The sequence below is a fragment of the Arthrobacter sp. 2762 genome (genome assembly GCF_040548745.1).
In the GTDB taxonomy this organism is placed as follows: domain Bacteria; phylum Actinomycetota; class Actinomycetes; order Actinomycetales; family Micrococcaceae; genus Arthrobacter.
Window position 1 is genome coordinate 631,271 of the sequence record NZ_JBEPSI010000001.1, and the last position, 26,287, is coordinate 657,557.

The following is a 26,287-nucleotide window of genomic DNA, read 5'->3' on the forward strand; positions in this document are numbered from 1 at the left end:
CTTAGGAAAAGAAAGCGGGGAAACGGGAAACAGGATCAGGAGACCGGGACGAACCCAAGGTTTTTATCCACGATGTTCTGCAGGGGTTCGCCCTGGCTGAACCGTCGCAGGTTGTCCACGAACAATTGCCCCAGATCGTCGAGATAGTCCTCGGTGTCGCCGCTCATGTGGGGTGTGATGATGACGTTATCCATGCTCCACAAAGGATGTCCCGCGGGAAGCGGCTCGGGATGGACTACGTCGAGTGCTGCCCCGGCAATGGATCCGGAGGTCAGGGCTTCCACCAGCGCGTCCGTCTGAACCAGTTCCCCACGGCCCACATTGATGAGGTGTGCGGTGGATTTCATGGCGGAAAGGACGTCAGCGTCCACAAGTCCCTTGGTGTCCGTGGTCAGTGGCGCCGCCAGGACGAGGTAGTCGACGTCGCCGACGATCCCGGCCAGGTCCCGGGAAGAATGGATGTGGTCGAACAGTTTATCTCCCGGACGGCTGCTTCGCCCGGCACCGCTGACCTGCAGGCCTACAGCACGGAACAGCGACGCGATTTCCCGCCCGATGGAACCAGTGCCCACCACCAAGGCACGCTGGCCTTGGATCTTACGGGTGACCCTGTGCTGCCAGCGCTGCTGCTGCTGAAGCCTGAGCGAGCCCTGCGAGTCTTTGGCTATGTCCAGGACGAAGCCCAGCGCGAATTCCGCAATGGCACGGCTCAGGACTCCACGGGAGTTCGTGTAGACCACATCGCTCTGGATGAGCTCGTCGAACAGGAGCTGGCTGACGCCCGCTGCTGTTACGTGGACCCACTTCAGCGATGACGCCGCGTCCCAGTTCTCCCGCAAGGCAGGGGAAAACGAATGCCACTGGTACAGGACATCTGCACCGTCCATCGCTTCAGCCAGTCCCTCGGCCTTGGTCAGTCGGACCTCGGCCAGGGCTTGGATCTCCTCCAGCCGGGGCGGCAAAGCCTCCCGGTACAGCGCCGCGACAACAGGTCTCTTGCGCTCAGCGGAAACCGTCATGACGACGCCGGTGCTCCCGCAGACTTGGCTGCCGTGCCGTCCAGGATTGAGCCAACCACATCAATGACATCGATCGCGGCCAAAACAGCGGCCGTGAACTCCGACGTCGACGACGGGCCTCCTACGTCGCGGGTCCCGAGGCCCTCGCGCAACACTGCCTCGAAGGCCAGCTGCAGGTGTTCAGCAGCTTCCGGGTGGCCCAGGTGCTGCAGCATCATCGCGCCGGACCACATCTGGCCCACCGGGTTTGCCAGTCCCTTGCCTGCGATGTCCGGAGCAGATCCGTGCACCGGCTCAAAGAGGGATGGGAAGTCGCCTTCGGGGTTCAGGTTCGCACTGGGAGCCACACCGATGGAGCCGGTGACGGAGCTGCCCAGGTCCGAGAGGATGTCGCCCAGCAGGTTCGAGGCGACAATGACGTCCAGGGTCCAGGGTTTGAGGACCAGGTGCGCAGCCAAGGCGTCCACCAGTTCGCTGGTGAGCGTCACGTCGGGGTAGAGGCGGGTGGTTTCTTCCACTACCTCGTCCCAGAAAGGCATGGTGTGGATGATGCCGTTGCTCTTGGTGGCCGAGGTCAGGTGGCCCTTGCGGGAGGACGCGAGCGAGGCGGCGTAGTGCGCGGCCCGTGACACTCCCAGGCGGGTGAAGATGGTTTCCTGGACGGCGGTTTCGTGGGGCAGCCCGCGGTACATGCGTCCGCCCACCTCCGAGTATTCCCCTTCGTTGTTTTCACGCACGATGAGGATATCGATCGGTTCCTTGTTCGCCAGGGGCGACTTCACGCCGTCGAGCGTTTTTACCGGACGCAGGTTGATGTACTGCTGGAATTCGCGGCGGATGGGAATCAACAGCCCCCACAGCGATTCAGCATCGGAGACCTCCGGGGAGCCCACGGCCCCCAGGAAAATGGCGTCATGCTGCGCCAGCTGCTCCAGGCCGTCCACCGGCATCATGCGGCCGTGCTGCGCGTAGTAGTCAGATCCCCAGTCGAAGTGCGTGAACTTCAGGTTGATGGAGTGGATTTCAGCGATTCGCTCAAGGGTTTCGATGGCCGCGGGGACCACTTCCTTGCCGATGCCGTCGCCGGCGATGACCGCGATTTTGTGGGTAGTCATGATGCATTCCGTTCTGAGGTGCCCGTCAGCTGCTGCCAGCGGGTGGCGGGCTCCGCCAGTTTGATAATTGTGCTCTTGGGCTCGGTCATTTCGCGGACTGCGTGCTTGACGCCTTCACGGCCCACGCCGGACTTCTTGAACCCGCCAAAGGGCATGGAATCGATCCGGACGTCGCTTGTCTCGTTGATGACCACCGCCCCCACCTGCAGCTTGTCGGCAATTGCCAGGGCCAGGTCAATGGATTCTGTGAAGACACCGGCCTGGAGCCCGTATTCGGAGGAATTGGCCGCGTGGATGGCGTCAGAGATCTGGATGAAGGGCATGATGCTGACCACGGGGCCAAACACTTCTTCAACGATGACTCGGGCGTCAGCCGGCACATCCGTCAGCACGGTTGGCTGGTAGAAGGCGCCGTGGCGCTGCCCGCCCACACGAACGGCGGCGCCGGCCGCTTTGGCCTCCTCCACCCATGCCTCCACCCGGCGGGCCTCGGCTTCTGTGATGAGGGGTCCGATGTCGGTGTTGCGGTCCATCTTCGCCCCAACACGGAGCGCGCGGGTCCCCGTGAGTACCTTTTCAAGGACTTCGTCGAACAGCGAAATGTGGACGTAAACGCGCTGGACCGACAGGCAGTTCTGGCCGGCCACACCGAATGCCCCGGCGACGATCGCCTCAGCAGCAGCTGCCGGTTCAGCGTCGGCGCAGACGATCGTAGCGTTGTTGCCGCCCAGTTCCGAAAGGATCTTCTTTGCTCCTGCGGCGGCAGCAATGCGGTCGGCCGTTGCCGGCCCACCGGTGAAAGAGATGAGGTCCACCTGGGGGTCGGTCACGATCGCTTCGGACACCCCGGGTCCCGACACGATCGCGGCGATGCGACCTGTCGGAACACCGGCCTCAAGCAACAGCTGAACGAAAGCCAGCCCGGTCAGCGGCGTGCGGCCTGAGGGTTTAAGTACGACGCCGTTGCCTCCGATCAGCGCCGGGCCCAGCTTGTGTGCCACGAGGTTCAGCGGATCGTTGAAGGGCGTAATGGCGGCGATGATGCCAACAGGCTTGCGGCTGTACCAGCCGATCTTGTTGGCTCCCGCCATGCTGTCCTCAAAGCCGAGAGTTTCCCCCACGAGTTCGCTCGACGCTGCCGCCGAAAGCCGCAACGTCTCGATGCACCGGCGCACTTCACGCTCGGCCTCGTTGATGGTCTTGCTGCTCTCGGCGGCAATGATCTCCGAAAACCGTACCGACTGCTCAGCCAGGAGCACTGCAGCCCGTTCCAGGGCCTCGCGGCGTTCCCGGAGAGGCCATTCATCGTCCAGGAGGTGGCGGTGAATGTGGGCAACCGCCCGGCGGACATCCTGCGGGGTTGAAGAACACACAGTGCCCAACAGCACGCCGTCTTCAGGGTCCCGTACTTCCAGGATCCTGTCTGCGGTCTCCCAAAGGCCTTCGAGGAACGCGCCTCCGGGAAGCGCCGCAACGCTTGCCCGCCTGTAGGCCGTCTCCTCAGCTGCTTTTAGGCGCGCTCCAGCGACGGTTGTTGATGAACTCATGGGAACCTTTACCTTGCCTGGCTAGCGGAATGTCTACTTGATACGGTCGATGATCTTTGCGGCTCCGCCAATGAACGGCAGGAACCATGGCGGGCCGAAGTGGCCGGGAACCGGCGGGTTCTTCAGGTCTTCCCACACATTTGCCGACTTGTCGCCAGCCATGTAGTGGGCCATCCGCTTACCCATGTGGGCCGCCATTTGAACACCATGGCCGCTGTAGCAGAGGGAGTAGAACAGACCGTCATGCTGGCCGGCATGGACCATCTGGTCCATGGAGAGATCCACCAGACCGCCCCAGATGTAGTCCACCTTGGCGTTGGAGAGGTACGGGAAGAGCTCAGTCATGGCCTTGTGCAGGATTTCGGCGCTCTTGACGTCCGAATCCGGGCTGGACAAGGCGAACCGGGCCCGGCCACCGAACAGCAGCCTGTTGTCCGGCGTGATCCGGAAGTAGTACGTCAGCATCTTGCTGTCAGAGGCTTGGCGCCTGTTGGGCAGGATTCGGTTCACCACTTCTTCGGACAGAGGCTCCGTGCAGATGATGAAACTGCCCACCGGGATCACGCGGCGCTGCAGCCACGGGGTGATGTTGCCGGTGTAGCCGCTGGTGGCGACGAGGACCTGCTTGGCCCGGGTAATCCCACGGGTGGTGTGCACATCGTGCACTGTGCCCGAGACCTTGTTCAGCTCGGTGACCGATGCGTTCTCGCAAATGACTGCGCCGTTGTCGATTGCCACCTTTGCCAGGCCGTGCACGAACTTCCCTACGTGAAGACCCGCACCCAGCGGATCCATCATGGCACCTTGGTAGAAGTCCGTGCCGATTTCGCTGTGGATCTCTGACTTGGGGATGACCTTTACATGGTGATCGACCAGGTTTGCCAGCAGCTCCTGGGACTTCAGGAAGCCATCGTAGTGGGACTTGTGGAACGCCAGGGAGAGCTTGCCGAAACGCTTGAAATCGCAGTCGATGCCGTTGTCGTGCACCAGCTTCTCGATGGTTTCGATGGCATCGTTGTATTCGCGGAACATCTCAACTGCACGGGGAGCTCCGTAGCGCTTGACTGCCGTGCTGAAGCCAATGGCCAAACCGGTCGTAGCCATTCCCCCGTTACGGCCCGAAGCACCCCAGCCAACAGTGTGGCGTTCGAAAACGGCCACACTGGCGCCCTGCTTGGCGAATTCAAGGGCTGCTGACAGCCCGGTAAAGCCGGCACCGATAATCGCAACATCAACGTTCTCCGGGACCGGAGTGCGGCGGTAATCGCCGGAAGGCTCTGCAGTATCGAGCCAGTAGGGAACAAGTTTCACGGTATGACCTTTCGCTTCGAAGCCGGTTTAGAGACCGAGGTGCTTGTTGATCTCGTCCAGGGACTTGACCGTGGTGAGGTCGTAGCCCCCGCCAATGGGGTCGTAGCCACGGTCAAGCATCCAGAGGTTACGGAAGCCCATGTCGTGCATCGGGTGCATGTCGTACCGGGTGTGCGAGGAGACGTGCAGGAAGTCCTCCGGCTTGGCGTTCAGGGTATCGAGCATGTACTCAAAAGCCTGGTAACGCGGCTTGTAGGCCTGTGCCTGCTCAGCAGTCAGGACCGCGTGGAACTCTGCACCCAGCTTCGGGATGCTGATATCCAGGAAACTGTCGTCCGCGTTGGACAACGCCACCAACTGGTAGTTGTCGCCCATGAGCTTCAGCGGAGCCGGCACGTCCTCGTGGGCAACCCAACCGCGGACAGCGTCAGCGAACGCTGCGCCGGCACCTTCGGTGGGCCCAATGCCCCAGCGCTTGCACACCCGGTCAAAGGAATCCTTCAGGATCGCCTCATACGGCTTGAAGTCCCCCAGGACCTCGTCGAAGCGGTAGCCACGGAACTGCTTCTTGAACGTAGGCCACTGCTCTTCGGAGATGCGTCCATCAAGCAGCCGCCGGGTGGTGGGATCGATGTCGAAGTTGATCAGCGTGCCGTAGACATCGAAGGAGATGTACTTCGGCCGGAAATTGGTCTCTGCCATGGGGTTTCCGTTCTTTTCGGGAGATGGAAGGGGGCTGGCCCCGTGTGTGTGGAGGTATCGAAAGAGGCGAGCTGAACCGCGAAATCGTGCCTGGCGGGCTGGAAGGTTCGTGCCCGACGATTCGACTCTAGGCCGCCAAATTGTAAATTGTCAACAGTTTCTAGCGCAGTAATTAGAACCATTCTCATAGACGGGAAGCTTGAAAAAACTTTCTGTCAATTGTTGACAATCTACTGTTGAGGGGGTTGCATTGCATTAGATGACGGAGAGATCCGGATCACATTGCAACCTAGAACTTCTCCCTCCCCAGTGACCGACTCCCTCGAAGGGAAGCACCATGAAGATTCGTAACAAGGCCCAGACTGCAGCCGCAGGACTTGCCGTACTACTCGCCCTGAGCGCCTGTGGTGGAACAGCCAACAGCAGCGATTCCCCGGACGCGAGCAAGACCACGAACACTACAGACATCTCGGAGGGCGTCCAGCCTGACGAAAAGGCCGTAAGCCTGTTGCCGGCGTCCTATAAGGACAAGGGCGAACTGACTGTCGCGATGGACCTGCACTACCCGCCGACGACGTTCCTCGCCGAAGACAACTCGACCGCGATCGGCCTGAACCCGGACATTGCCCGCTTGGTGGCAAAGAAGCTCGGCCTGAAGCTGAAGTTCCAGGACACCAAGTTCGACACGATCGTCCCCGGTCTTGACGGTGGGCGCTACGACTTCACCGCCACCACCATGTCCAAGACCGCTGAGCGGCTGAAGGTCCTGGACATGATCGACTACTTCAAGGCCGGCAACTCAGTGGCCGTGGCCGCGGGTAACCCGCTGAAGCTCAGCAACGAGACTCTGTGCGGTAAGAACATTGCCGTTACCCAGGGCTCGACGGGCCAGCTCAAGCGACTCCCGGCCCTCTCGGAGCAGACCTGCACTTCCAAGGGACAGCCAGCGATCAACGCCGTGACCCTTCCCAACGTCCAGGAGGCCCTGACGCAGCTGGCATCCAAGCGGATCGACGGCATCCTCTACGACACAACCTCCCTCGCCTGGGCCGAGAAGCAGCAGCCCAAATCGTTCACCATCCTGACCCCCCAGATCAACGTCGGATCCAGCGACCTCACCGCTATCGGTGTCAAAAAGGGATCTGCCCTGACTCCCGCCCTCCAGGCCGCCATCCAGTCGGTCCTGAACAGCCCGGAATACAAGAAGTCCCTCTCCACCTGGGGCCTCGATGCCGGAGCCATCACGGATGCGAAACTCAACTAGGAGAGGTGCTCCCATGGTGCAAACCATCAGTAACGGAAGCAAACCGACAATGAACGGAATTGATCCGGCACTCAAGCCCCGCCTTCGCCGCAGAAGCACTTTTGAATACGTCGCCTGGGTGGTTTCCATCCTGTTTGGCGCAGGCATCCTCTTCTCGGTCTCCACCAACCCCAACTTCAAGTGGGACGTGGTGGCCAAGTACTTCACCCACGAATCGATCCTCCGCGGGCTGATGCTCACCATCTTCCTTACGCTCGCAAGCATGGCCCTGGGTACCCTCCTGGGCCTGGTCATTGCGATCATGAGGTCCTCGAGCGTCAAGCCGATCGCGGCCACGGCAGGCGCGTTCATCACCCTGTTCCGCGGTACCCCGGTCCTGGTCCAGCTGATCTTCTGGTTCAACATCTCAGCCCTGTACCCGAACCTGACCATCGGGATCCCGTTTACCGACATCGGCACCGCAATCGACACGAATGCACTCATGGGTCCGATCACCGCAGCCTTGGTCGGTTTGACGTTGAATGAAGCCGCGTACATGGCAGAAATCATCCGCGGAGGGTTCTCCTCGGTGGGCAAGGGACAAATTGAAGCCGCGGACTCCCTGGGAATGAGCGCCGCTACGAAGATGCGCAAGATCATCATTCCCCAAGCCATGCCCTCCATCATTCCGGCCACCGGCAACCAGGTCATCGGAATGTTCAAGGAAACATCCCTGGTCAGCGTCCTGGGTGTTGCGGAACTTCTGCAGAGCGCCCAGCTCATCTACGCACGCACCTACGAGACCATCCCGCTGCTGATCGTGGCGAGCCTGTGGTACCTCGTGATGACGCTGCTGCTGAGCTACCCGCAGTCCAAGCTCGAACAGAAGTACTCCCACACCTCCGCCCGGGTACCTCGCAAGTCCAAGAAAGTCACCCTGACCGCACCGGAAGGCATCGCACGATGAGCACCGACGGCACAATCCACGCCCGCCGAATTCGTAAGTCCTTTGGGCACAAGACCGTTCTCCACGATATCGACCTCGATATCGCCAGCGGTGAAATCTGCTGCATCATCGGACCCAGCGGCTCCGGAAAGTCCACGCTGTTGCGCTGCATCAACGGCCTGGAGACTGTGGACTCCGGAATCCTGAAAGTCAACGGCGACGATTTCGGGTACTACGAGACCGACCACGCCTACCACGCGCTGCCCCCTAAGAAGCTTGCCCAGCAACGTACACGGGTAGGCATGGTCTTCCAGCAGTTCAACCTGTTCCCGAACATGACTGCCCGCGAGAATGTCATGTCCGGTCCGGTCCTGGTCAAGGGTGCCGACAAGAAGGAATCCTCCAAGCGCGCCCAGGAACTGCTCACCAGCGTGGGCCTCGGCGCTTTCGGTGACCGCTACCCGGCCGAGCTTTCCGGCGGGCAGCAGCAGCGGGTCGCCATCGCCCGGTCTTTGGCCATGGATCCGGAAATCATCCTCTTCGACGAACCCACCAGCGCCCTTGACCCCGAAAAGGTAGGGGAAGTCCTCGGCGTCATGCAGGACCTCGCCAAGAAGGGCATGACCATGGTGGTAGTCACCCACGAGATGGGCTTCGCCCGCGAAGTGGCCGATTCCCTGATCTTCATGGATGAGGGCTACGTGGTGGAACGTGGAGATGCCCGGGAGATCCTGAAGAACCCCAAGGAAGCACGCACCCAGGCCTTCCTGAAGCAGGTGCTGTAAGCGATGGATGGAAAACTCGCCGTCATCGGCCTGGGCAGCATCGGAAGCATGGCGCTCTGGCAGGCCTCACGGCTGTCCGATTCCGTGGTCGGCTTTGAAGCACACGCCCCGGGCCATGGCAGAAGTGCGGTGGGTGGCGACACCAGGCTTTTCCGGATGCTTTACAGGGGAAGGCCGGACTACTACCCCATCCTGGAACGCTCCCGGGATCTGTGGGCCGAGCTCGAAGCAGAAACGGGACAGGACATCCTCACCCGCTGTGGCGGACTCTCCATCGGCACCGCTGATGGACCGTACATTCCCAAGCTGCTGGAAACCACCCGCATCAACGGAGCGAGCCACCAAATCCTCAGCCGGGAGGAGATGGCCGAACGCTACCCGCAGCACAATCTCCGGGCTGACGACGTCGCCGTTTACGATCCCTTCGGGGGCGCACTCCGCACGGATCGGGCAGTTACCGCGGCGGTTGCAGCGGCACAAGCCAACGGCGCGACGGTCCTCAGCAACACTCCTGTCAGCAGCATCACCGAAACCAACGACGGCGTTGTCGTCACCTCCGGCGAACAGTCCTGGACCTTCGAACGGGTGATCATCGCCTCCGGTGGGTGGTCCCGGCAGCTCATGCCTGACTACCTGAAGGCGCACACGGAAACCCGCAGGATCTTCCTGAGCTGGTTCGTCGCCCGCGACGCAACCCGGTTCACCCCGGAGAAGTTCCCGATCTTCATCAGGATTTCCGGCGACCGCTCCATGTATGGGGCGCCCGCGGTGGACGGCGTCACTGTGAAAGCCACCCTCGATGGCCGCGGGGCACCAACCCCCTCCGCGGACTCAGTGCCCAGGGAGCTGACCAAGGCGGAGATTGCGGAAACCATTGAGACGGTGACGGAATTCTTCCCCGACCTGGTTCCCAGCATCGTCCGCTCGGATGCCTTCCCGGATCTGTTCACTTCGGATTCGCAACCCCTCCTGGGCTTCTTCACTGAGCCGGGCAGGCTCTACTCCGCCACCGGTTTCTCTGGCGCCGGCTTCAAGATGGCGTCTGGCTACGGCCAGATTGCTGCCAGCGAAGCACTTGGCAAGGGTGGCTTTGACGGCCTGGACTTCGTCCGTCCACAGCGGTTCAAGAAGTAAGCACCACCACACGATTCGCGGGCTAACGGCCCGCGAATCGCGTATTGTTGACAATCTACAGTTACTAAGAAAGTATGAAGCCATGGCAACACTTAGCCCCATCCTGAAGCAGGCCACTCCGGTGGTCGTGGACTACGCGTCCGGTAGTTGGATCCACGCCACAGACGGCAAGAAATATCTGGATTTCACCACCGGAATCGGCGTCACCAGCACCGGCCACTGCCACCCAGACGTAGTGGCCGCAGCCCGCGAGCAGGTGGGCAAGATTGTCCATGCCCAGTACACCACCGTGATGCACAAGCCCCTCCTGGAGCTCACGGAACTCCTGGGAGGCGTCCTGCCCCAGGGCTTGGACAGCGTCTTCTACGCAACCTCCGGCTCCGAAGCAGTCGAGGCGTCCATCCGCTTGGCCCGCATGGCAACCGGACGCCCCAACATCATCTCCTTCCAAGGTGGTTTCCACGGGCGCACCGTAGCGGCTGCCTCCTTGACTACCGCGGGAACCAAGTTCCGCTCCGGGTTCTCCCCCATCATGGGCGGAGTGCACGTTGCCCCGTTCCCGCACTGGTACCGATACGGCTGGGACGAAGCCACCGCCGTCGACTTTGCCTTGAAGGAACTCGACCACCTTCTGATGACCATCAGCGCCCCCAGCGATACCGCTGGCTTCATCATCGAACCTGTCCTGGGTGATGGCGGGTACATCCCAACGCCTGTCGCATTCCTCCAAGGCCTGCGTGAGCGCGCCGACAAGCACGGCATCGTACTCATCCTGGACGAGGTCCAGGCCGGAGTCGGCCGCACCGGCAAGTTCTGGGGACATGACTGGGCCGGAATCAGCCCTGACGTCGTGATCACCGCCAAGGGACTGGCCAGTGGCTTCCCCATCTCCGCAATCGCCGCCTCCGCCGATTTGATGGGTAAGGCGTGGCCTGGTTCCCAGGGTGGAACCTATGGCGGAAACGCAGTCGCGGCAGCAGCCGGCGTCGCCACTTTGGGTGTGATCCGTCGGGAGAACCTCGTGGAGAACGCCCTGCTGCGCGGTGACGAACTGCGGGCAGGACTGGACAATCTGCAAACGGAATTCGCGGGAATCGGCAATGTGCGTGGCCGCGGCCTAATGCAGGGCGTCGAATTCACCGCCGCAGACAACACCCCGGACGCGGCAACCGCCCTTGCCGTCCAACAGGCCGCCATCAAGGAAGAGCTCCTGCTCCTCACATGCGGTCCGCATGGCAACGTCATTCGCCTCATCCCCGCCCTGAATGTCAGCAGCGATGAAATTCAGCAAGGCCTGTCCAAGTTCACGCAGGCGCTCAAGACGGCCACCTCCTAGCCCCCCCCGATCACTAGCCCCCTGATCACTGAAAGAGCGACCATGACCACCTCCTTTGATCCCACCACCATCCCAACGGATCTGTTCATTGACGGAACGTGGCAGAAGGCAGCCAGTGGTGCCACCTTCGCCGTTGAGAACCCTGCTACGAACGAAGTGATTGCCCACGTTGCCGACGGCGGTCCTGAAGACGCTGCCTTGGCCATCGAGGCAGCTGGACGTGCTCAGGCTGCCTGGGGAAAGTCCACGGCCCGCGAACGAAGTGATATTCTCCGACGCGCCTTTGAGCTGGTCATCGCCAACACGGACCGGCTCGCAGCCATCATGACCGCGGAGATGGGCAAGCCGTTGGCAGAAGCAAGGGGCGAGGTGGCATACGGCGCCGAAATGCTCCGCTGGTTCTCGGAAGAAGCGGTCCGCATTGGTGGTGACAGTGCGGCCTCCGTTGATGGAAATACCCGAATCCTCATCACCAAGGAACCGGTTGGCCCCTCAGTCCTGGTCACTCCGTGGAACTTCCCGCTTGCCATGGGTGCCCGCAAGATCGCTCCCGCCGTCGCTGCCGGGTGCACCATGGTGTTCAAACCTGCCGAGCTGACACCGCTGACGTCGCTGGCCTTGGTCGCCCTCTTCAAGGAGGCCGGTCTTCCCGACGGCGTGCTGAATGTTGTGACGACGTCCACCGCCTCCACGGTGGTTCGAGCCTGGACCGACAGTGGCATCGCACGCAAGATCAGCTTCACCGGTTCAACCGAAGTGGGCAAGGTCTTGCTGAAGCAGGCGGCCGACAACGTAATGCGCTCCTCCATGGAACTTGGCGGTAACGCCCCGTTCATCGTCCTGGCCGATGCAGACATCGAAAAAGCCGTGGACGGTGCCATGAAGGCCAAGATGCGGAACATGGGCGAGGCTTGCACGGCAGCAAACCGCTTCTTCGTCCACCGTTCGGTGGTAGAGGAATTTGGCGAGAAGTTCTCCAAAAAGATGTCAGAATTGCAGGTAGGCAACGGCGCTGTGGCAGGCACCGACGTCGGGCCCCTCATCGAGCAGAAGGGCCTGGAAAAGGTCGAAAGCCTCGTTGCAGATGCGGTCTCCAAGGGAGCACGTGTGCTGACCGGCGGAAGCCGTCCGGAAGGCCCCGGCTACTTCTACACCCCCACCGTCCTGGTGGACGTGCCCATGGACGCCGCACTGATGAGCACGGAAATCTTCGGCCCCGTCGCCGCGATCACCGCGTTCGACAGTGAGGACGAAGTCCTCCGCCTGGCCAACGATACCGAGTGGGGCCTGGTGGGGTACGTATTCACAGAGAGCATGGACAAGGCCTTGCGGTTCTCCGCGGAACTGGAAGTGGGAATGGTCGGGCTGAACACCGGCCTGGTTTCCAACCCCGCGGCACCGTTCGGCGGCGTCAAGCAATCCGGACTCGGACGCGAGGGCGGGAAGATTGGAATCGAAGAATTCCTGGAGTACAAGTACACCGCAATAGCGGTCTAGCAGTTTCAAATTGCCGAAGCATGGAATGAGGGGATGTCAATGGCGGCACCGGAGGGAATGTTCGTATTGGAAGGCCGGCCCACGGCACAGCTGATCGCTGATCAGCTGCGTGAGCTCATTGTCCAAGGGGCGTTCAGCCCTGGACAGCAGGTCAATGAGTCTGCGTTGGCCAGCCAGCTGAACACTTCGCGGGGTCCGCTCCGCGAGGCACTCCAGCGGCTGTGCCAGGAGGGCATCCTCGTGAGCAAGCGCAACCGCGGCGTCTTCGTGCTTGAGCTTTCCACGCAGGACGTCAAGGAGATCTACGCCGTTCGCGAAGCCGTGGAGTTGGCCGCTGCCAACACGCTTTTGGACTCGGACCCGGAGCATGTGGCGGACACGTGCCGGGAGCTCAAAGGCATCATCCGGAATATGGCCAAGCAGGTTGCAGCCTCCGACTGGCAGGCCATTGCGCGCCTCGACATGCAGTTTCACACCGCCTTCGTTTCAGGCACTGGAAACACGCGCCTCATACGTATTTATGAGACTCTTGCCGCGGAATCCAGGATGTGCATTTTGAGCCTGGAGGTGGCGTACCCCCGCATTGACGCGCTGGTGCAGGAACACCAGATGATCCTGGACCTTCTTGAGGCGCGTGACCGTGGCGGTCTTCAGCAGGCCATCAAACGCCACATGCAGAAGGCCGTGGAGGACCTCACTGCCAGCCCGGAAGCAACGGGAATTACTGCATAGGAAAGTCCCCATAAAGGAAGGGCCCGGTTCACAATGAACCGGGCCCTTCCTTTATGGAATTAGTTTGCGGGAACGTCCGTGACAACCCACATCTTCCGCAGCGTCTCGTGGATGGTCCAGGTTCCCGTCCATCCTGCCGGAGTAACGAACAACGTTCCGGGACCAATGTCGAAGCTGGTTCCGTCTTCTTCAGTGATGGTCCCCTTGCCGCTGAGGATCTGGCAGATCTCGTCGTAACCCGGGCGGGTGCTGTTGAACACACCCGGCGTAACCTCCCAGATGCCCGTCTTGTGGCCGTCGCGGGCCCACAGGCGGAATGAGACTTCGGTCTGGCCCGGTGTGCTGGTGGTTGCTTTGGGGATGTGCTCACCCGGGTCCTGGGTTGTTGCGTCGCTCATGACAGTGGCCTTGATCATGGATTCTCCTTCTGGGGCTGCGCCCTTTTGAACGTGCCCGCCGTCTTTGGAAAGCACAGTTTCCATCCTAGCAATTGTCAACAATCGACGATAGACTTGAATAAGAAAATATTCACCGGACGCCCTGCCATTGATGCCAGCCACCGTCACCAAGGAGAACATTCCCCATGAAACTCATCTGGAAAAGCAGCCTGGAAAGTACTCCCGCCGCATGCAGTGCGCAGAGCCGGCGGGTATCGCTCTGGAATTCCCTGGAAACCGGCGATGTGGTCTCCCTCAGCCTGCGCGGCTATGAGTACCACAGGGGCACCGTGGACGATCGGACTGCGGACGGACAAACGATCTGGGTAATAGACCGCATCGGCGAACGGCGGCTTTTCCACATCGATGATGACTACGATCTGCTGGTCGCCTCCCAAGGCTGACAGCCCCCCGGACAGGATGCCCAAACCAACAGCTCAAGGCTCTAGCCCCCGGCAGGCCAGCGAGAGTACCGTCGAGGTGACGATGCAGCAGGACAGCCGGGAGCCCGGGACAGGGACTGGCCGTCCTTGGTTCTTGGAGGAGCCCATACAGTGGCTGGATGGAATGCAGATACAGCAGCCGGTCCCCTCGGCGCCGGGACTGTCACCTTGGTGGAAGGCACGTCCTTCTGCATTTCCTTGCCCAACGGGGACATTCACCCGGACCATCCCCATGGCATGTTCTTCCGGGACACCCGGGTCCTGTCCGATTGGGCCCTCACCATCAACGGCCAGTCACTGGAGCCCCTGACCGCCCAGACAAAAGAGCCATACCGGGCCGCCTTCGCCGGCCGCATTACACGGTCCGACGGATATGCGGATACGCCGTTGATCGTGGAGCGCTTACGGGAAGTAGGCGTGGGAATGGTGGAGCACATCACCGTCCGCAACCATTCGATGGAACCCGTGGAATGTTTGGTCGAATTCGCAGTCGGCTCGGACTTCGCGGATGTTTTCGAAGTCAAGGAAGCACGCGTCCAGAGGCAGTGGGAGGAATCCCGCGAGTACCACCACAACACGCTGACCATCCGCTCCACATGGCAGGATGTCCGGAAGTCCGTCGTCGTAAGTTCCGATGTTGCCGAGGCAACCCGCGAGGGCCTCAAGTGCCGGACCACCATCCCTCCGCGCGGCCACTGGAGCACTGTGGTCACGATTGCTCCCGGAGCCGAAGGAGGGGCGCCTGCTGCGCCTGTGGTGCGTCCCGCCGTCGGCGAGTTGTCCCGCAGCGATCAGCGCCGCCAGGAATGGGTGGCCAAAATTCCTGTACTGCACATGGGCAACCACTCCATCGAGAGGACACTGCGGCGCAGTTACGACGATCTCGGCGCCCTCCGCATTGAAGACCCCACACACCCGGACAGGGTGGTTGTGGCGGCCGGAGCGCCGTGGTTCATGACGCTGTTTGGCCGCGATTCCCTGTGGGCCTCGGAGATGGCCATGCCCGTTGATCCGTCGCTTGCCCTGGGCACGCTTCAAACGCTGGCTGACCGGCAAGGCAAGGTAGTGGATCCCATCAGCGAAGAAGAGCCCGGGAAGATCCTGCATGAAGTCAGGCTGGACGTCTCCAGCGGCCTGGCGCTCGGCGGCAAATCCGTTTACTACGGAAGCATCGATGCCACGCCGCTGTTCGTGGTGTTGCTGGGTTCGGTCAGCCGGTGGGGGTTCGCCAAGGACACTATCGCGGCTTTGCTGCCCCACGCAGACAGGGCCCTGGACTGGATCCGGGACTACGGCGACAGGGACGGCGACGGATTCGTCGAGTATCAGCGGCTCAATGATCGCGGGCTGATCAACCAGGGTTGGAAGGACTCGTGGGACGGCATCAATTTTGCGGACGGGCGCCTCGCGGAGCCGCCTATCGCCCTCTGCGAGGTTCAGGCGTACGTCTATGACGCGTACATGGCACGGGCGTGGATAGCGTACGACGCCGGTGACGCACCTTTGGCCCAGGAACTCGCCGATCGGGCGGCGGAATTAAAGGTCCGGTTCAACGAGCAATTCTGGATGCCGGACCGCGGCTATTACGCCATCGCGCTGGACGGCAAGAAACGGCAGGTCGACGCGTGCGCCTCGAACATGGGCCACTGCCTATGGGTGGGGTTGGTGGACGAGGACAAGGCTCCACTCGTGGCCGAACGGCTGATGTCTCCCGAGATGTTCAGTGGCTGGGGAGTGCGCACCCTGGGAACCGACATGGGCGCCTACAACCCCGCCAGCTACCACAACGGTTCTGTGTGGCCGCACGATAACGCCGTTATTGCCGCCGGCCTGATGCGCTACGGATTCGTGGAAGAGGCCCAACGAATTTCGACAGCCCTGCTCGAAGCGGCCGACTACTCCGAGGGTCGTCTCCCGGAGCTGTTCTGTGGCTTCAGCAGGGAGCAATACAGCGAGCCCGTTCCGTACCCCACCGCGTGCTCGCCGCAGGCGTGGGCAGCCACTTCGCCCATCCAACTGGTCACCAGCCTGATGAGGTACGACGCCCATGTTTCACGTGGCGGGTTCTGGATGGATCCCCAACTGCCGGCGTCCTACGGGGACCTGCATATCACCAATGCGCCCATGGGTGGCGGCCGGGTAACCATCGATATCGCGGATTCTGTTCCCACCGTGCAGGGGCTTCCGGAAGGGATGGTCTTCCATAGAGGACACCGGCCCTGGTTGACCGAACTTGTGCAGCAAGCCGGCCTCCGGAAGGAGGGCTGACTACCTACGAAGTTGCCATCAAATCGGCTGCGGGGCGGGTGGCTGTTTCGCCAATGATGCCGGCTGTTTCGCGCATGATCCAGAGAGCTGGAGTGCCGTGCAGGGCGGGCATCACCTCGCCCTTGGTAATGAGACGCGTGGCCCGCGGATCTCCCGCGACCGACCACCATCCGGTCTTGGGGCAATGGTGCCCGGTGCGCGATGTTTCAACGAGCTCTGGAGCCAGGGCGGCGGGGCGTCGCTTCTTCATGGGAGGTCCTTTACGCAAGGGGCTTTCGGCGGATGCGAAGCCCGGTTTCAGGTAATGAATCAAGCGTAGCAATTGTCAACAATTGACGATAGTACCTAGCGAAGGGAATTTCCGGCGTGGCCCAGCGAACAGTTTCGGATCTCATCGTCGAACGCCTTCAAGCGTGGGGCGTGGACAGGGTCTTCGGATACAGCGGGGACGGCATCAACGGTTTCATGGGCGCGCTCCGCAGAGCTCAGGATGCCGTGGAATTCGTGCAGGCAAGGCACGAAGAAGCAGCCGCCTTCATGGCCGTGGGGCACGGAAAATACACCGGCGGCGTCGGGGTGGTGACTTCGACGCAAGGTCCTGGCGCCATCCACCTGCTCAACGGACTCTACGACGCCAAGATGGACGGCGTTCCAGTGGTGGCGATCATTGGCCAGCAAAGCACCACCGTCCTGGGCTCGGCCTACATGCAGGAAATCGACCTGTTGACCGTTTTTAAGGACGTTGCGGCACAATTTGCACAGCTCGCCAGCTCCCCGGAACAAATTCCCATGCTCCTGGATCGCGCCTTCCGTACAGCGCTGGAGACCAAGTCCCCGTGCGTCGTGATCATCCCCCACGACATCCAGTCCGCCGAGGCACCCGAACTCGAACATGAGCACGGAATCGTTGTCACCGCCCCTTTATGGCACCCCGCACGGGTGATGCCGCGGGAGGAAGACCTGGATGCCGCCGTCGAGATCCTTTCCAAGGGTGAGCGGGTAGCGTTCCTGGTGGGCCAAGGAGCCCAAAGTGCCCGCACGGAGGTCCAGGCGCTGGCCGAAAAGCTGCAGGCCGGCATCACCACCAGCCTGCTGGGAAAGCCGCACGTCGACGAGACGCTGCCCTTCGCTGCCGGCACCATGGGCCACCTCGGCACTTCCGCCAGTGCCTACGTCCTGAACAACTGCGACACACTGCTGATCATCGGCTCCAACGACCCCTGGACGGAGTTCTACCCGAAACCTGGAACTGCCAAAGCTGTCCAGATCGACATTGATGGCCGGAAGGTCGCCAACCGGTACCCCGTGGAGGTTGGGGTTGTGGGCGATGCGGCCGCGTGCCTGGCGGAACTCACCCAGCGGCTCGATCAGCGGCCCAACCAGCCGGAAAGCGCACGCGCCCAGTGGCGTTCCGACGTCGAAACCCAGGTCCGCGCCTGGCGTCATCTCTCAGAGGAACGCGCCAACATACCCGCCGATCCCGTTAACCCGGAACTCGTGATCCGCGAACTCAATGGCAGGCTTCCGGACAACGCACAGTTGAGTATCGACGTCGGCAGTTGCGTTTACTGGTACGCCCGCCAGCTGACCCTTCCGGCGGGAGTCCCGGCCCACCTGAGCGGCACGCTCGCCAGCATGGGCTGCGCAATTCCTTACGGTCTCGCTGCCAAGCTTGCCTACCCGGACCGGCCGCTGGTGGCACTTGCCGGCGATGGCGGGATGCAGATGCTGGGCATCGCGGAGCTGATCACCGTGGCTCATCGGTGGCGCAACTGGGCCGATCCCCGGTTCGTGGTGTGCGTTTTCAACAACCGCGACCTTGCTGAGGTCTCCTGGGAGCAGCGCGAAAATGAGGCTGAACCGCGGTTCAATGCCAGCCAGGAGATCCCGGACTTTCCTTACGCCGCCTATGCGGAGCTGCTGGGCCTGGCCGGAATACGCGTGGAGGACCCGGCCAAGCTCGGCGACGCGTGGGATTACGCGTTATCGCTGGACCGCCCTGCAGTCCTGGAGGTCCTGACAGACCCGGACATCCCGCTGCTTCCGCCCTTCCCTGCCATGGAAAAGAAACTCGAAGACATGCGGTCCGCGTTGGCAGAAGAAGGCGCCGACGGCGAGCGGGCCCGGAAGCTACTGGACAGCTATGCGGAGGCGGAGGCTCAATGAACACCGAGCAGTTTCAATGAACATCCAGCAGTGGTGGACGCAGTTGAGTCCCATGACCCGTGAATGGTTGATAAATAACAACGGCGCCGCCGTGCCCCCGGAAATCGTTGCCGAGATCGCGGGGGCCGGCGGACCACAACCGGCTGATTCATGGTGGGACGCCGAGGAGGACGGTCCGGGACAGCAGATGCCTGACGAAGCCATCGATTGGATCGAGGCAATCGCCAACGGAGAAACGCCCGAACAGTCCTGACCTGCGCTTAGAGGTTCTCCACCAAAGAGACGTCGCGGACGGCGCCCTTGTCCGCCGACAGTGCCATGGCGGCGTAGGCACGCAGCGCGGGAGACACATGGCGGTCGCGGTTCTTCGGCTTGTAACCGCCGTTGACTTCAAGTTTTTCGCGGCGTTCGGCGAGGATCTCGTCCGAGACCTGCAGCTGGAGGGAGCGCTGCGTAATGTCGATGCTGATGATGTCGCCATTCTCCACCAAAGCGATGGCGCCGCCGGAGGCAGCCTCCGGGGAGATGTGCCCGATCGACAGGCCGGAGGTGCCGCCGGAGAAGCGGCCGTCCGTGATGAGGGCGCATTTCTTGCCCAGGCCACGGCCCTTGAGGAACGACGTCGGGTAGAGCATTTCCTGCATGCCCGGGCCGCCCCTGGGGCCTTCGTAGCGGATGACCACCACGTCGCCTTCCTTGATGGTCTTGTTCAGGATCATTTCCACGGCTTCGTCCTGTGACTCGCACACAACTGCCGGGCCTTCGAAGGTCCAGATGGACTCGTCCACGCCTGCGGTCTTCACCACGGCACCGTCCACTGCTACGTTGCCGCGCAGCACAGCCAGGCCGCCGTCCTTGGAGTAGGCATGCTCCACCGAACGGATGCAGCCGCCCTCCGCATCGGTGTCCAGGGAGGTCCACTGGTTCGACTGCGAGAAAGCTGTGGAGGAGCGGACACCGCCGGGAGCGGCGTGCCATAGTGCCTGCGCCTCCTCGGTAGCCTTGCCGCCGCGGATGTCCCAGTCGTCCAGCCAGCCGTCCAGGTCATCAGAGTGCACGGAATGGACGTTTTTGTGCAGGAGGCCGCCGCGATTCAGCTCACCCAGGAGTGCGGGGATGCCACCGGCGCGGTGTACGTCCTCCATGTAATAGGTCTTGTCTCCGGCGACGTTCGGGGCCACCTTGGCCAGGCAGGGCACTTGGCGGGACTTGGCGTCCATCTCTTCCAAGCCATAGTCCACCCCCGCCTCCTGGGCCGCGGCCAGCAGGTGCAGGATGGTGTTGGTGGAGCCGCCCATGGAGATGTCCAGGGCCATGGCGTTGTCAAAAGCCTCGGCAGTGGCGATGGAGCGCGGCAGTACGGAGTCGTCGTCGCCGTCGTAATAGCGTTTCACGAGGTCGACGATTGTGGTGCCGGCCTTCTCGTACAGCGCCTTACGGGCGGTGTGGGTCGCCAGGACGGAGCCGTTGCCGGGCAAGGCCAGGCCGATGGCCTCGGCAAGGCAGTTCATCGAGTTGGCGGTAAACATGCCCGAGCAGGAACCGCAGGTGGGACAGGCGTTCTCTTCGATGAGGTTGATGTCTTCATCGGAGATGGATTCGTCCACGGCGTCGGCAATCGCGTTCACCAAGTCCAGGGAGCGCACGGACCCGTCTGTCAGGGTCACGCGGCCGGCCTCCATGGGACCGCCGGAAACGAACACCACGGGGATGTTCAGGCGCAGGGCCGCCATGAGCATGCCCGGGGTGATCTTGTCGCAGTTGGAGATGCAGACCAGTGCGTCGGCGCAGTGGGCGTTGACCATGTACTCAACGGAGTCCGCGATCAGGTCGCGGGACGGCAGGGAGTAGAGCATGCCGGAGTGACCCATGGCGATGCCGTCATCCACGGCGATGGTGTTGAATTCGCGCGGCACTGCTCCGGCGGCGAGGATCGCGTCAGAGACGATCCGGCCCACAGGAGCAAGGTGGGTGTGGCCGGGAACGAACTCGGTGAAACTGTTGGCGACGGCGATGATCGGCTTACCGATGTCCGTGTTGGCGACGCCGGAAGCGCGCAGCAGTGCGCGGGCTCCGGCCATGTTGCGGCCGTGGGTAACTGTTCTGGAGCGAAGTGCAGGCATGTGTACCATCCTGCTGTTGTTCTACGGCGGGTGGAAGACGGTGCTGCTACTAGTAGTGAAAGTACCAGAGTAATAGTGTTGAGTCCGTGAAAGATGAGAGACGCAAGGAACTGGGACTCTTCCTCAGGACCCGCCGAAACCAAGCCCTGCGTTCTGACTATGGACTTCCTCCAGTAGGGCGGAGCCGGGAACGGGGTCTCCGCCGGGAAGAGATCGCGTTCCTGTCGGGCGTCAGCGTCACGTGGTACACCTGGCTTGAGCAAGGCCGGGATATCAGCCCTTCCCGGCAGGTGCTCGAGGCCGTAGCCCGCACGCTGCATCTATCCGACACCGGGCTCAGCTACGTTCTGTCGTTAGGCGGCTATTCGTCCGCCATGCCAAAGGGGCCCGTTGCAGCTGATGCTCCCCCACACGTACAACGGCTACTGGAGGCCTTGGATCCCAACCCGGCCTATGCACTTTCGCCGGACTGGGGAGTTGCTGGCTGGAACAAGGCCTACGAGGCCCTGTACCCGAACATAGGGACGTTCGACGCCTCGGACAGGAACCTGTTGTGGCTCGTCTTCACCGATCCCTACGTCCGCGATCTGCTCCCGGATTGGGACGTGACCAGCAAGCGGTTCCTTGCCGAGTTCAGGGCCGAAACGGGTCAGCGCCTTGGCGATCCCGATGTTGAGTTCCAAGTTGAACGGCTCAAGCAAGCCAGCCCGGAGTTCCAGGAAAGCTGGGACCGCTACGACATCCTGGGCTTCGAGTCCCGTGAACGTCTCTTCCATCATCCGGCCGTGGGTGTGCTGCAGATGGAGCACCACCAGGTCTCGCCGTCGGATAGGCCCGATCTCCATATCGTGGTCTACACACCGGCGCTTGGGAGCAACGCAGGCGAGCAGATGCAGCGGCTGATGGGCAGTGGCCAGTAGCAAGGCAGTCGCCAGAAGCTACGCCCCAGACCAGGCTGTTTCATCCGGAGTAGCCAGCGTCAGCACGGCCTCCTCCACGGTTTCATGGTCTTCCAGCTCACGCTCGATCCGGCGCAAGGCAACTGCTACGTGGTGTTCCGGGTGGTCACCCTGCAGGTCGACGGCGGCCACGACGTACAGTTTGCGCGGGCCGACGAACTCCACGTGGAGGTAGGTGAGCCGGGCAATGTCCCTGTGTTCGAGCACACGGCGGGCGATGGAACGTTCAATGTCCGGCGGTACACCTTGGCCCACCAGGAAGCGTCGGTTGCGGTCGATCAGCACAACGGCAACGACCGCCAGCAGAACACCGACAACGACCGAGCCCACGGCGTCCAGCACGGCCGAACCCGTGATCTGGTGCAGGAACACGCCGGCAAACGCCACCACCAGGCCGATCAGTGCAGCAGCATCCTCTGCGAACACGGCCCGCAAGGTGGGATCAGAACTGATAAGGACCTGCTTCAGGGTGTTCCGTTCCAGCTGTTTGGCCGTCTTCCTCGTCTGGCGGAAGGCCTGGACAAAGGAGACTCCTTCCAGGACAAAGGCCACGGCCAGGACCACGTATGCAACCAGGAAGTCCGAAGCCGGCTCCGGCGTGATGATCTGCTGGATGCCGTGCATTATGGACACCACTGCGCCAGCGGTGAATAGCCCGAAAGCGGCAAACATGGACCAGACATATGCTTCCCGGCCATAACCCATCGGATGACTGTCGTCCCGAGGACGCCGGGAGCGCCGTTCCGCCACGAAGAGGAATACCTGGTTGCCGGTGTCCGCCCAGGAATGTGCGGCTTCGGCGGTCATGGAAGCAGATCCGGTGATGACGGCAGCCACCGATTTGGCCGCCGCAACGAGGGCGTTCGCCGCAAACGCAATGGCAACGGTCAGCAGTGTGGAGCCGGGCTTATCGCGCTTCTCGGATGCCGCCATGGAGATACCGTACCCAACTGGAGGCCCGTCAAGCAGCACTTCAGGCCCGTGAAGCAGCGCAACTCCCCGCGTAACAAGTTGCCCCACTCTGTGAGCCATGCCATATTCATTCCATGTTCAGCCTGTTGGACAGCTGGACTGCTGGACAAACCAAAGTCGTAAGGGTCGGTGCCGCCGAGGCAGTGCTTGCCACCCTGAGGGCTGCCATTGAAGACGGCAGCCTTCCAGTAGGTTCCCGCCTGGATTCGGAAGCCACGTTGGCGCAGCAGTTCGGGGTCAGCAGGACTATGGTGCGCGAGGCCCTGAAATCTTCAAATGCCTTGGGCCTGACCGTAACCCGGACGGGCAAGGGCACTTTCGTCATCGCCGACAAAGTTGGCCAGGACCTGAAACTGGGCAAATACTCGGCGCGCGAACTCCTGCAGGCACGGCCTCACATTGAAGTGCCGGCCGCCAGCTTGGCCGCGGAACACCGCAGCCAGCAGGATGTCGAATCACTCCGGGAAATCCTGCGGGCCATGGATGAAGAAGACGATCTGGAACAGTGGGTCATCCTCAATTCCGAGTTCCACGCGATCATCGCCCGCAGCAGTGGCAATGGCGTCTTCGCATCGATGCTTTCCGATATTGAGGAGGCCATGGCCAACCAGTCCAGCACCTTGAACCAGGTAGTGGACCGGAGGAAGGAATCCGGACTTGAGCACGCGGCCATTTTCGAAGCCATCGAAAACGGCTCGGCTGAGGATGCCGGGATCGCCATGATGCGGCACCTTCATGGCGTAGAAGGATCGCTTGGGGCTGTCCTACCGGTTTCGGCGCCCTGAAGCCCGCGATCGGACAACACAGCCCACCACACCATTCGGATGGATTCAACGACGAATCCGCCCCGTCTCATTGCGCCCCACTGGGTGCCCGACCATAGGAAATGATGACAAAAAAGTCGACCGCTTGGACACGGCCATGACAACGACTTCCATCAAAGCCCCAACCCGAACCACCAGCAAGACCCGATCCCAACTCACCAGAAGCCAAATCCTCAACTACCTCGCTCGCAATGGCGCAAGCAAAGTATCAGATATCACCCACGGCGTCACAGCCTGCAAAGATACCGTCAAGGCCCGCCTCTCCGAACTGGAGGAAGAAGGATCCATCCGGGCCAACGTTCCTGCCGATATCCGCGGAAGAACCACGCCCTACTACTCGCTCACCACAGCCGGCCTTCCGCCGGAGACACCAAAAACAGTCATCACGGTGCACATCAAGCACGCTGCTGACGGCCGGTTGACGCTGGCATTCGACGACTACCCGGGGCTCACCGCTACAGCCCGGAGCTTCATCGATATACCGGCCGCTGCCCGCAACGCCGCGTCACGTTACACCGGCCACCCCGAAGACAGCTTCGCAGTCCACATCCGCTTCTGAAACAACGACGGCGGTACGCACCTGGCGGGCGGTACGCGCCATGGGTGTGCACCGCCGTCGTGCATCATCTCCGGCGCCGTTCCGCCCCAGTTGACACATCAAAGCCATGGCATTGCGCCGTGGGAGAGCGCAATATGGGGGAATGAACGCCTCCAGCGCCGATGGCCCGGCGCAGGGTGGTCCCGCCGCATTCGGGACCCGCCTGCACCCGTGGAGCCGCTACGTGGCGATGGGCGATTCTTTCACCGAAGGGGTGGGCGATCCGGAGCCCGGCAGCCCCGGCGGACTGCGGGGCTGGGCTGACAGGGTTGCGGAAGAACTGAGCGCCGGCCACGAGGACTTCGCCTATGCCAACCTGGCAGTGCGCGGACTGTTACTCCACCAGATCCTGACGGAGCAAGTAGGCCCGGCCCTTGACCTGCGGCCGGATCTCATCACGCTCAACGCCGGGGGAAATGACCTGCTGTTCCACAGGAGCGATCCTGACAAACTCGCACTGGAACTCGATGCCGGCGTGAAAGTTTTAGCCGCCACCGGCGCAACAATCCTGCTGTTCGCGGGCCCGGACTGGGGTGCGACGCCGGTGCTCGGACATACCCGTGGCAAGGTAGCCATCTTCAACGAAAACATGCGTATCATCGCTGCCCGCCATGACGCCGTGATCGCCGACCTCTGGGCGCTGCGCCAGCTCACCAACCCTCAGATGTGGGATCGGGACCGGTTGCATTTCTCCCCACTAGGCCAGCACACCATCGCCATGATGGTGCTGGATACCCTCAATGTCCCGCATACCTTGGAGCCGATGATCCCCAAGGCCCTGCCTCAACGCAGCTGGCGGGAGGCGAGGGCGGACGACATCGTCTGGGCACGGGAACACCTGGTTCCCTGGGTTCTTCAACGTCTCACGCAAAGGCTGGCCGACGACAACCGGCACCCCAAGCGGCCGGACCCCGGGCCTGTTTTTGGCGCCGGAATGCCGCCGGGCACGTACGTGGGAACGGTTCCGCACACTGAGACAGAACCCCTGGGAAACTAGCCCGTCGGCTGGGCCTCGGCTTGCGCGCGAATGCTCCAGGCTGACCAGTCCAAGGGGTGAACCGAGGGGCGTCCAAGCAAATATCCCTGGGCGGCGGTCACTTTTAACGCCGTGACTTCCTTGAGTTCTGCGGGAGTTTCGATGCCCTCCGCAACCACCGCAGCTCCAACTTCCCGGGCGAGCTCGACCACGGCCTTGGCCCGGATCCGTTGTCCCTCGCTGCCTTCGATGCCTTCAATGAGATGGCGATCGAGTTTGATGATGTCCGGGCTCAGCTCGCTCAAAAGGTCCATTGAAACGAAACCTGCCCCGGAAGCGCTGACAGCAACACGCAAGCCGAGCGAGCGCAGCTGGCCGAGTCCGTCGTCGCGCGTTTGGCCTTCCAAGGCTTCCAGGCTGCCGGTTAGTTCAACGATGATCCGGTCCGGGGCCAGCGACGCAGCAGCAAGCAGGTTCCGCACCCTCGGGTCACGGGACGTCGCTGGAGTGAGGTTCAAGGCAACATACATGTCGTGGGGGACGTCTTTGGCCGCAGTCAGCGCGCAGTGAAGGGCTGCGATCTCCAATTCAGTGCCCAGGCCTGCTTCCGCGGCCTCGCGGAACCACACATCCGCGCCCGCGCCGTCCTCACCGACAAACCGGGTCAACGCTTCGACGCCCACTACGTTGCCGTCAGGCAGCGCGTGGACCGGCTGGAAGGCCGTCAACAAAAGCTTGTCCGCGAGTATTGCCTGGATGTCTTCCCGAACCTCCTGGCTGACGGGAACTGTCACCGTGCGTGCTGCATCGGAGGACTCAAGGTGGACACTGGAGACTTCCCGCCGAACCGGAACCGCCGGCTCTGCGGCCGAAGCCTTCCGGGTTTCCAGCAGATGCTCCAGCAAAGCGCCCTCGGGATCATCCGGACGAGCCTCGATGAGCTGGTGAAGTTTAGTCCTGGCCCCTTCACCCTTGGGATCAGAATCAGCGAGGATGGCATCGATGATGTCCATCACCTGTTCTCGCATGGTCATGTCCTGGGCAAAGGTGGACGTCTCGACGTCCTCCGCTGATGGGTGGTCAGCACCGCCGCCCGGTGGAAAAGAGCCCTCTTCTTGAGCCATTGAATATTCCTTTATGAGTATCCCCCGCTG

General features: G+C 62.1%; 25 protein-coding genes. 15 read left to right on the forward strand and 10 right to left on the reverse strand.

Annotation, left to right across the window (positions count from 1 at the left end; translation table 11 throughout):
* Positions 1–35 precede the first annotated feature (35 nt).
* Genes ABIE18_RS03120 through ABIE18_RS03140 form a run of 5 tightly spaced genes read right to left on the reverse strand, consistent with a single transcriptional unit; the run spans position 36 to position 5,694 of the window.
* On the reverse strand, positions 36–1,019 hold the full coding sequence (locus tag ABIE18_RS03120) for a D-2-hydroxyacid dehydrogenase (protein ID WP_499721127.1): 984 nt from the start codon (positions 1,017–1,019) through the stop codon (positions 36–38).
* Entirely contained in the window at positions 1,016–2,134 is a 1,119-nt protein-coding gene (locus tag ABIE18_RS03125; RefSeq protein WP_499721128.1) for a tartrate dehydrogenase, read from the reverse strand. Before ABIE18_RS03125 ends, ABIE18_RS03120 begins: the two co-directional genes overlap by 4 nt.
* A complete protein-coding gene (locus tag ABIE18_RS03130; protein WP_499721129.1) occupies positions 2,131–3,681 on the reverse strand; it encodes an aldehyde dehydrogenase family protein in 1,551 nt (516 codons plus the stop codon). Before ABIE18_RS03130 ends, ABIE18_RS03125 begins: the two co-directional genes overlap by 4 nt.
* A gap of 33 nt (positions 3,682–3,714) precedes the next feature.
* On the reverse strand, positions 3,715–4,992 hold the full coding sequence (locus ABIE18_RS03135) for an NAD(P)/FAD-dependent oxidoreductase (RefSeq protein WP_224094854.1): 1,278 nt from the start codon (positions 4,990–4,992) through the stop codon (positions 3,715–3,717).
* A gap of 27 nt (positions 4,993–5,019) precedes the next feature.
* Entirely contained in the window at positions 5,020–5,694 is a 675-nt protein-coding gene (locus ABIE18_RS03140; RefSeq protein WP_499721130.1) for a haloacid dehalogenase type II, read from the reverse strand.
* A gap of 337 nt (positions 5,695–6,031) precedes the next feature.
* Between ABIE18_RS03140 and ABIE18_RS03145 the strand changes: the two genes are divergently transcribed.
* The 7 genes from ABIE18_RS03145 to ABIE18_RS03175 all read left to right on the forward strand — a co-directional run bounded on the left by ABIE18_RS03145 (position 6,032) and on the right by ABIE18_RS03175 (position 13,367).
* Positions 6,032–6,958 (forward strand): ABC transporter substrate-binding protein, encoded by a 927-nt coding sequence (locus ABIE18_RS03145; protein WP_499721132.1) that lies wholly within the window; start codon positions 6,032–6,034, stop codon positions 6,956–6,958.
* Positions 6,959–7,007: 49 nt separating this feature from the next.
* Positions 7,008–7,904: an amino acid ABC transporter permease gene (locus tag ABIE18_RS03150; RefSeq protein ID WP_499721134.1), complete on the forward strand. Its 897-nt coding sequence runs from the start codon at positions 7,008–7,010 to the stop codon at positions 7,902–7,904.
* On the forward strand, positions 7,901–8,668 hold the full coding sequence (locus ABIE18_RS03155) for an amino acid ABC transporter ATP-binding protein (protein WP_224094850.1): 768 nt from the start codon (positions 7,901–7,903) through the stop codon (positions 8,666–8,668). The genes ABIE18_RS03150 and ABIE18_RS03155 overlap by 4 nt, the downstream gene beginning before the upstream one ends.
* A gap of 3 nt (positions 8,669–8,671) precedes the next feature.
* Positions 8,672–9,802, forward strand: coding sequence for an FAD-dependent oxidoreductase (locus tag ABIE18_RS03160; protein ID WP_499721135.1), 1,131 nt, complete (start codon positions 8,672–8,674; stop codon positions 9,800–9,802).
* Between the two features lie 82 nt (positions 9,803–9,884).
* Entirely contained in the window at positions 9,885–11,138 is a 1,254-nt protein-coding gene (locus tag ABIE18_RS03165; protein ID WP_223947640.1) for an aspartate aminotransferase family protein, read from the forward strand.
* Between the two features lie 42 nt (positions 11,139–11,180).
* Positions 11,181–12,635: an NAD-dependent succinate-semialdehyde dehydrogenase gene (locus tag ABIE18_RS03170; protein WP_499721136.1), complete on the forward strand. Its 1,455-nt coding sequence runs from the start codon at positions 11,181–11,183 to the stop codon at positions 12,633–12,635.
* Positions 12,636–12,674: 39 nt separating this feature from the next.
* Positions 12,675–13,367 carry a GntR family transcriptional regulator gene (locus ABIE18_RS03175; protein WP_499721137.1) on the forward strand — a complete coding sequence of 231 codons (693 nt, stop codon included), beginning with the start codon at positions 12,675–12,677 and terminating at the stop codon, positions 13,365–13,367.
* 59 nt (positions 13,368–13,426) lie between these two features.
* Here the strand turns inward: ABIE18_RS03175 and ABIE18_RS03180 are convergent, their stop codons facing one another.
* Positions 13,427–13,783, reverse strand: coding sequence for a cupin domain-containing protein (locus ABIE18_RS03180; protein ID WP_499721139.1), 357 nt, complete (start codon positions 13,781–13,783; stop codon positions 13,427–13,429).
* Between the two features lie 167 nt (positions 13,784–13,950).
* On the opposite strand from ABIE18_RS03180, the gene ABIE18_RS03185 reads away from it, so the two are divergent.
* Both ABIE18_RS03185 and ABIE18_RS03190 read left to right on the forward strand, forming a co-directional pair.
* Entirely contained in the window at positions 13,951–14,208 is a 258-nt protein-coding gene (locus ABIE18_RS03185) for a hypothetical protein (protein WP_499721140.1), read from the forward strand.
* A 150-nt stretch (positions 14,209–14,358) separates the two neighbouring features.
* Entirely contained in the window at positions 14,359–16,515 is a 2,157-nt protein-coding gene (locus ABIE18_RS03190) for an amylo-alpha-1,6-glucosidase (RefSeq protein ID WP_499721141.1), read from the forward strand.
* Between the two features lie 4 nt (positions 16,516–16,519).
* On the opposite strand, the gene ABIE18_RS03195 is transcribed toward ABIE18_RS03190, so the two are convergent.
* Positions 16,520–16,765, reverse strand: a complete 246-nt coding sequence (locus tag ABIE18_RS03195; RefSeq protein ID WP_499721142.1) for a hypothetical protein — start codon at positions 16,763–16,765, stop codon at positions 16,520–16,522.
* Positions 16,766–16,881: 116 nt separating this feature from the next.
* On the opposite strand from ABIE18_RS03195, the gene ABIE18_RS03200 reads away from it, so the two are divergent.
* Positions 16,882–18,681 (forward strand): thiamine pyrophosphate-requiring protein, encoded by a 1,800-nt coding sequence (locus ABIE18_RS03200; RefSeq protein ID WP_499721143.1) that lies wholly within the window; start codon positions 16,882–16,884, stop codon positions 18,679–18,681.
* 16 nt (positions 18,682–18,697) lie between these two features.
* Complete coding sequence (locus ABIE18_RS03205) at positions 18,698–18,934, forward strand: hypothetical protein (RefSeq protein ID WP_499721144.1); 237 nt, start codon at positions 18,698–18,700, stop codon at positions 18,932–18,934.
* Positions 18,935–18,941: 7 nt separating this feature from the next.
* On the opposite strand, the gene ilvD is transcribed toward ABIE18_RS03205, so the two are convergent.
* Positions 18,942–20,804 carry a dihydroxy-acid dehydratase gene (gene ilvD / locus ABIE18_RS03210; RefSeq protein ID WP_499721146.1) on the reverse strand — a complete coding sequence of 621 codons (1,863 nt, stop codon included), beginning with the start codon at positions 20,802–20,804 and terminating at the stop codon, positions 18,942–18,944.
* Positions 20,805–20,890: 86 nt separating this feature from the next.
* Between ilvD and ABIE18_RS03215 the strand changes: the two genes are divergently transcribed.
* Positions 20,891–21,724 (forward strand): helix-turn-helix transcriptional regulator, encoded by an 834-nt coding sequence (locus ABIE18_RS03215; protein WP_499721148.1) that lies wholly within the window; start codon positions 20,891–20,893, stop codon positions 21,722–21,724.
* Between the two features lie 18 nt (positions 21,725–21,742).
* On the opposite strand, the gene ABIE18_RS03220 is transcribed toward ABIE18_RS03215, so the two are convergent.
* The gene (locus ABIE18_RS03220) at positions 21,743–22,696 is read right to left on the reverse strand and encodes a cation diffusion facilitator family transporter (RefSeq protein ID WP_499721150.1); all 954 of its coding nucleotides are present in this window, start codon (positions 22,694–22,696) and stop codon (positions 21,743–21,745) included.
* A gap of 113 nt (positions 22,697–22,809) precedes the next feature.
* On the opposite strand from ABIE18_RS03220, the gene ABIE18_RS03225 reads away from it, so the two are divergent.
* From ABIE18_RS03225 to ABIE18_RS03235, 3 genes are all read left to right on the forward strand, one after another.
* Complete coding sequence (locus ABIE18_RS03225) at positions 22,810–23,520, forward strand: FadR/GntR family transcriptional regulator (protein ID WP_499721151.1); 711 nt, start codon at positions 22,810–22,812, stop codon at positions 23,518–23,520.
* A gap of 136 nt (positions 23,521–23,656) precedes the next feature.
* A complete protein-coding gene (locus tag ABIE18_RS03230; protein WP_499721152.1) occupies positions 23,657–24,118 on the forward strand; it encodes a hypothetical protein in 462 nt (153 codons plus the stop codon).
* A 142-nt stretch (positions 24,119–24,260) separates the two neighbouring features.
* The gene (locus tag ABIE18_RS03235; protein ID WP_499721153.1) at positions 24,261–25,154 is read left to right on the forward strand and encodes an SGNH/GDSL hydrolase family protein; all 894 of its coding nucleotides are present in this window, start codon (positions 24,261–24,263) and stop codon (positions 25,152–25,154) included.
* Here the strand turns inward: ABIE18_RS03235 and ABIE18_RS03240 are convergent.
* Positions 25,151–26,257, reverse strand: a complete 1,107-nt coding sequence (locus ABIE18_RS03240) for an EAL domain-containing protein (RefSeq protein WP_499721155.1) — start codon at positions 26,255–26,257, stop codon at positions 25,151–25,153. The genes ABIE18_RS03235 and ABIE18_RS03240 overlap by 4 nt on opposite strands.
* Positions 26,258–26,287 lie beyond the last annotated feature (30 nt).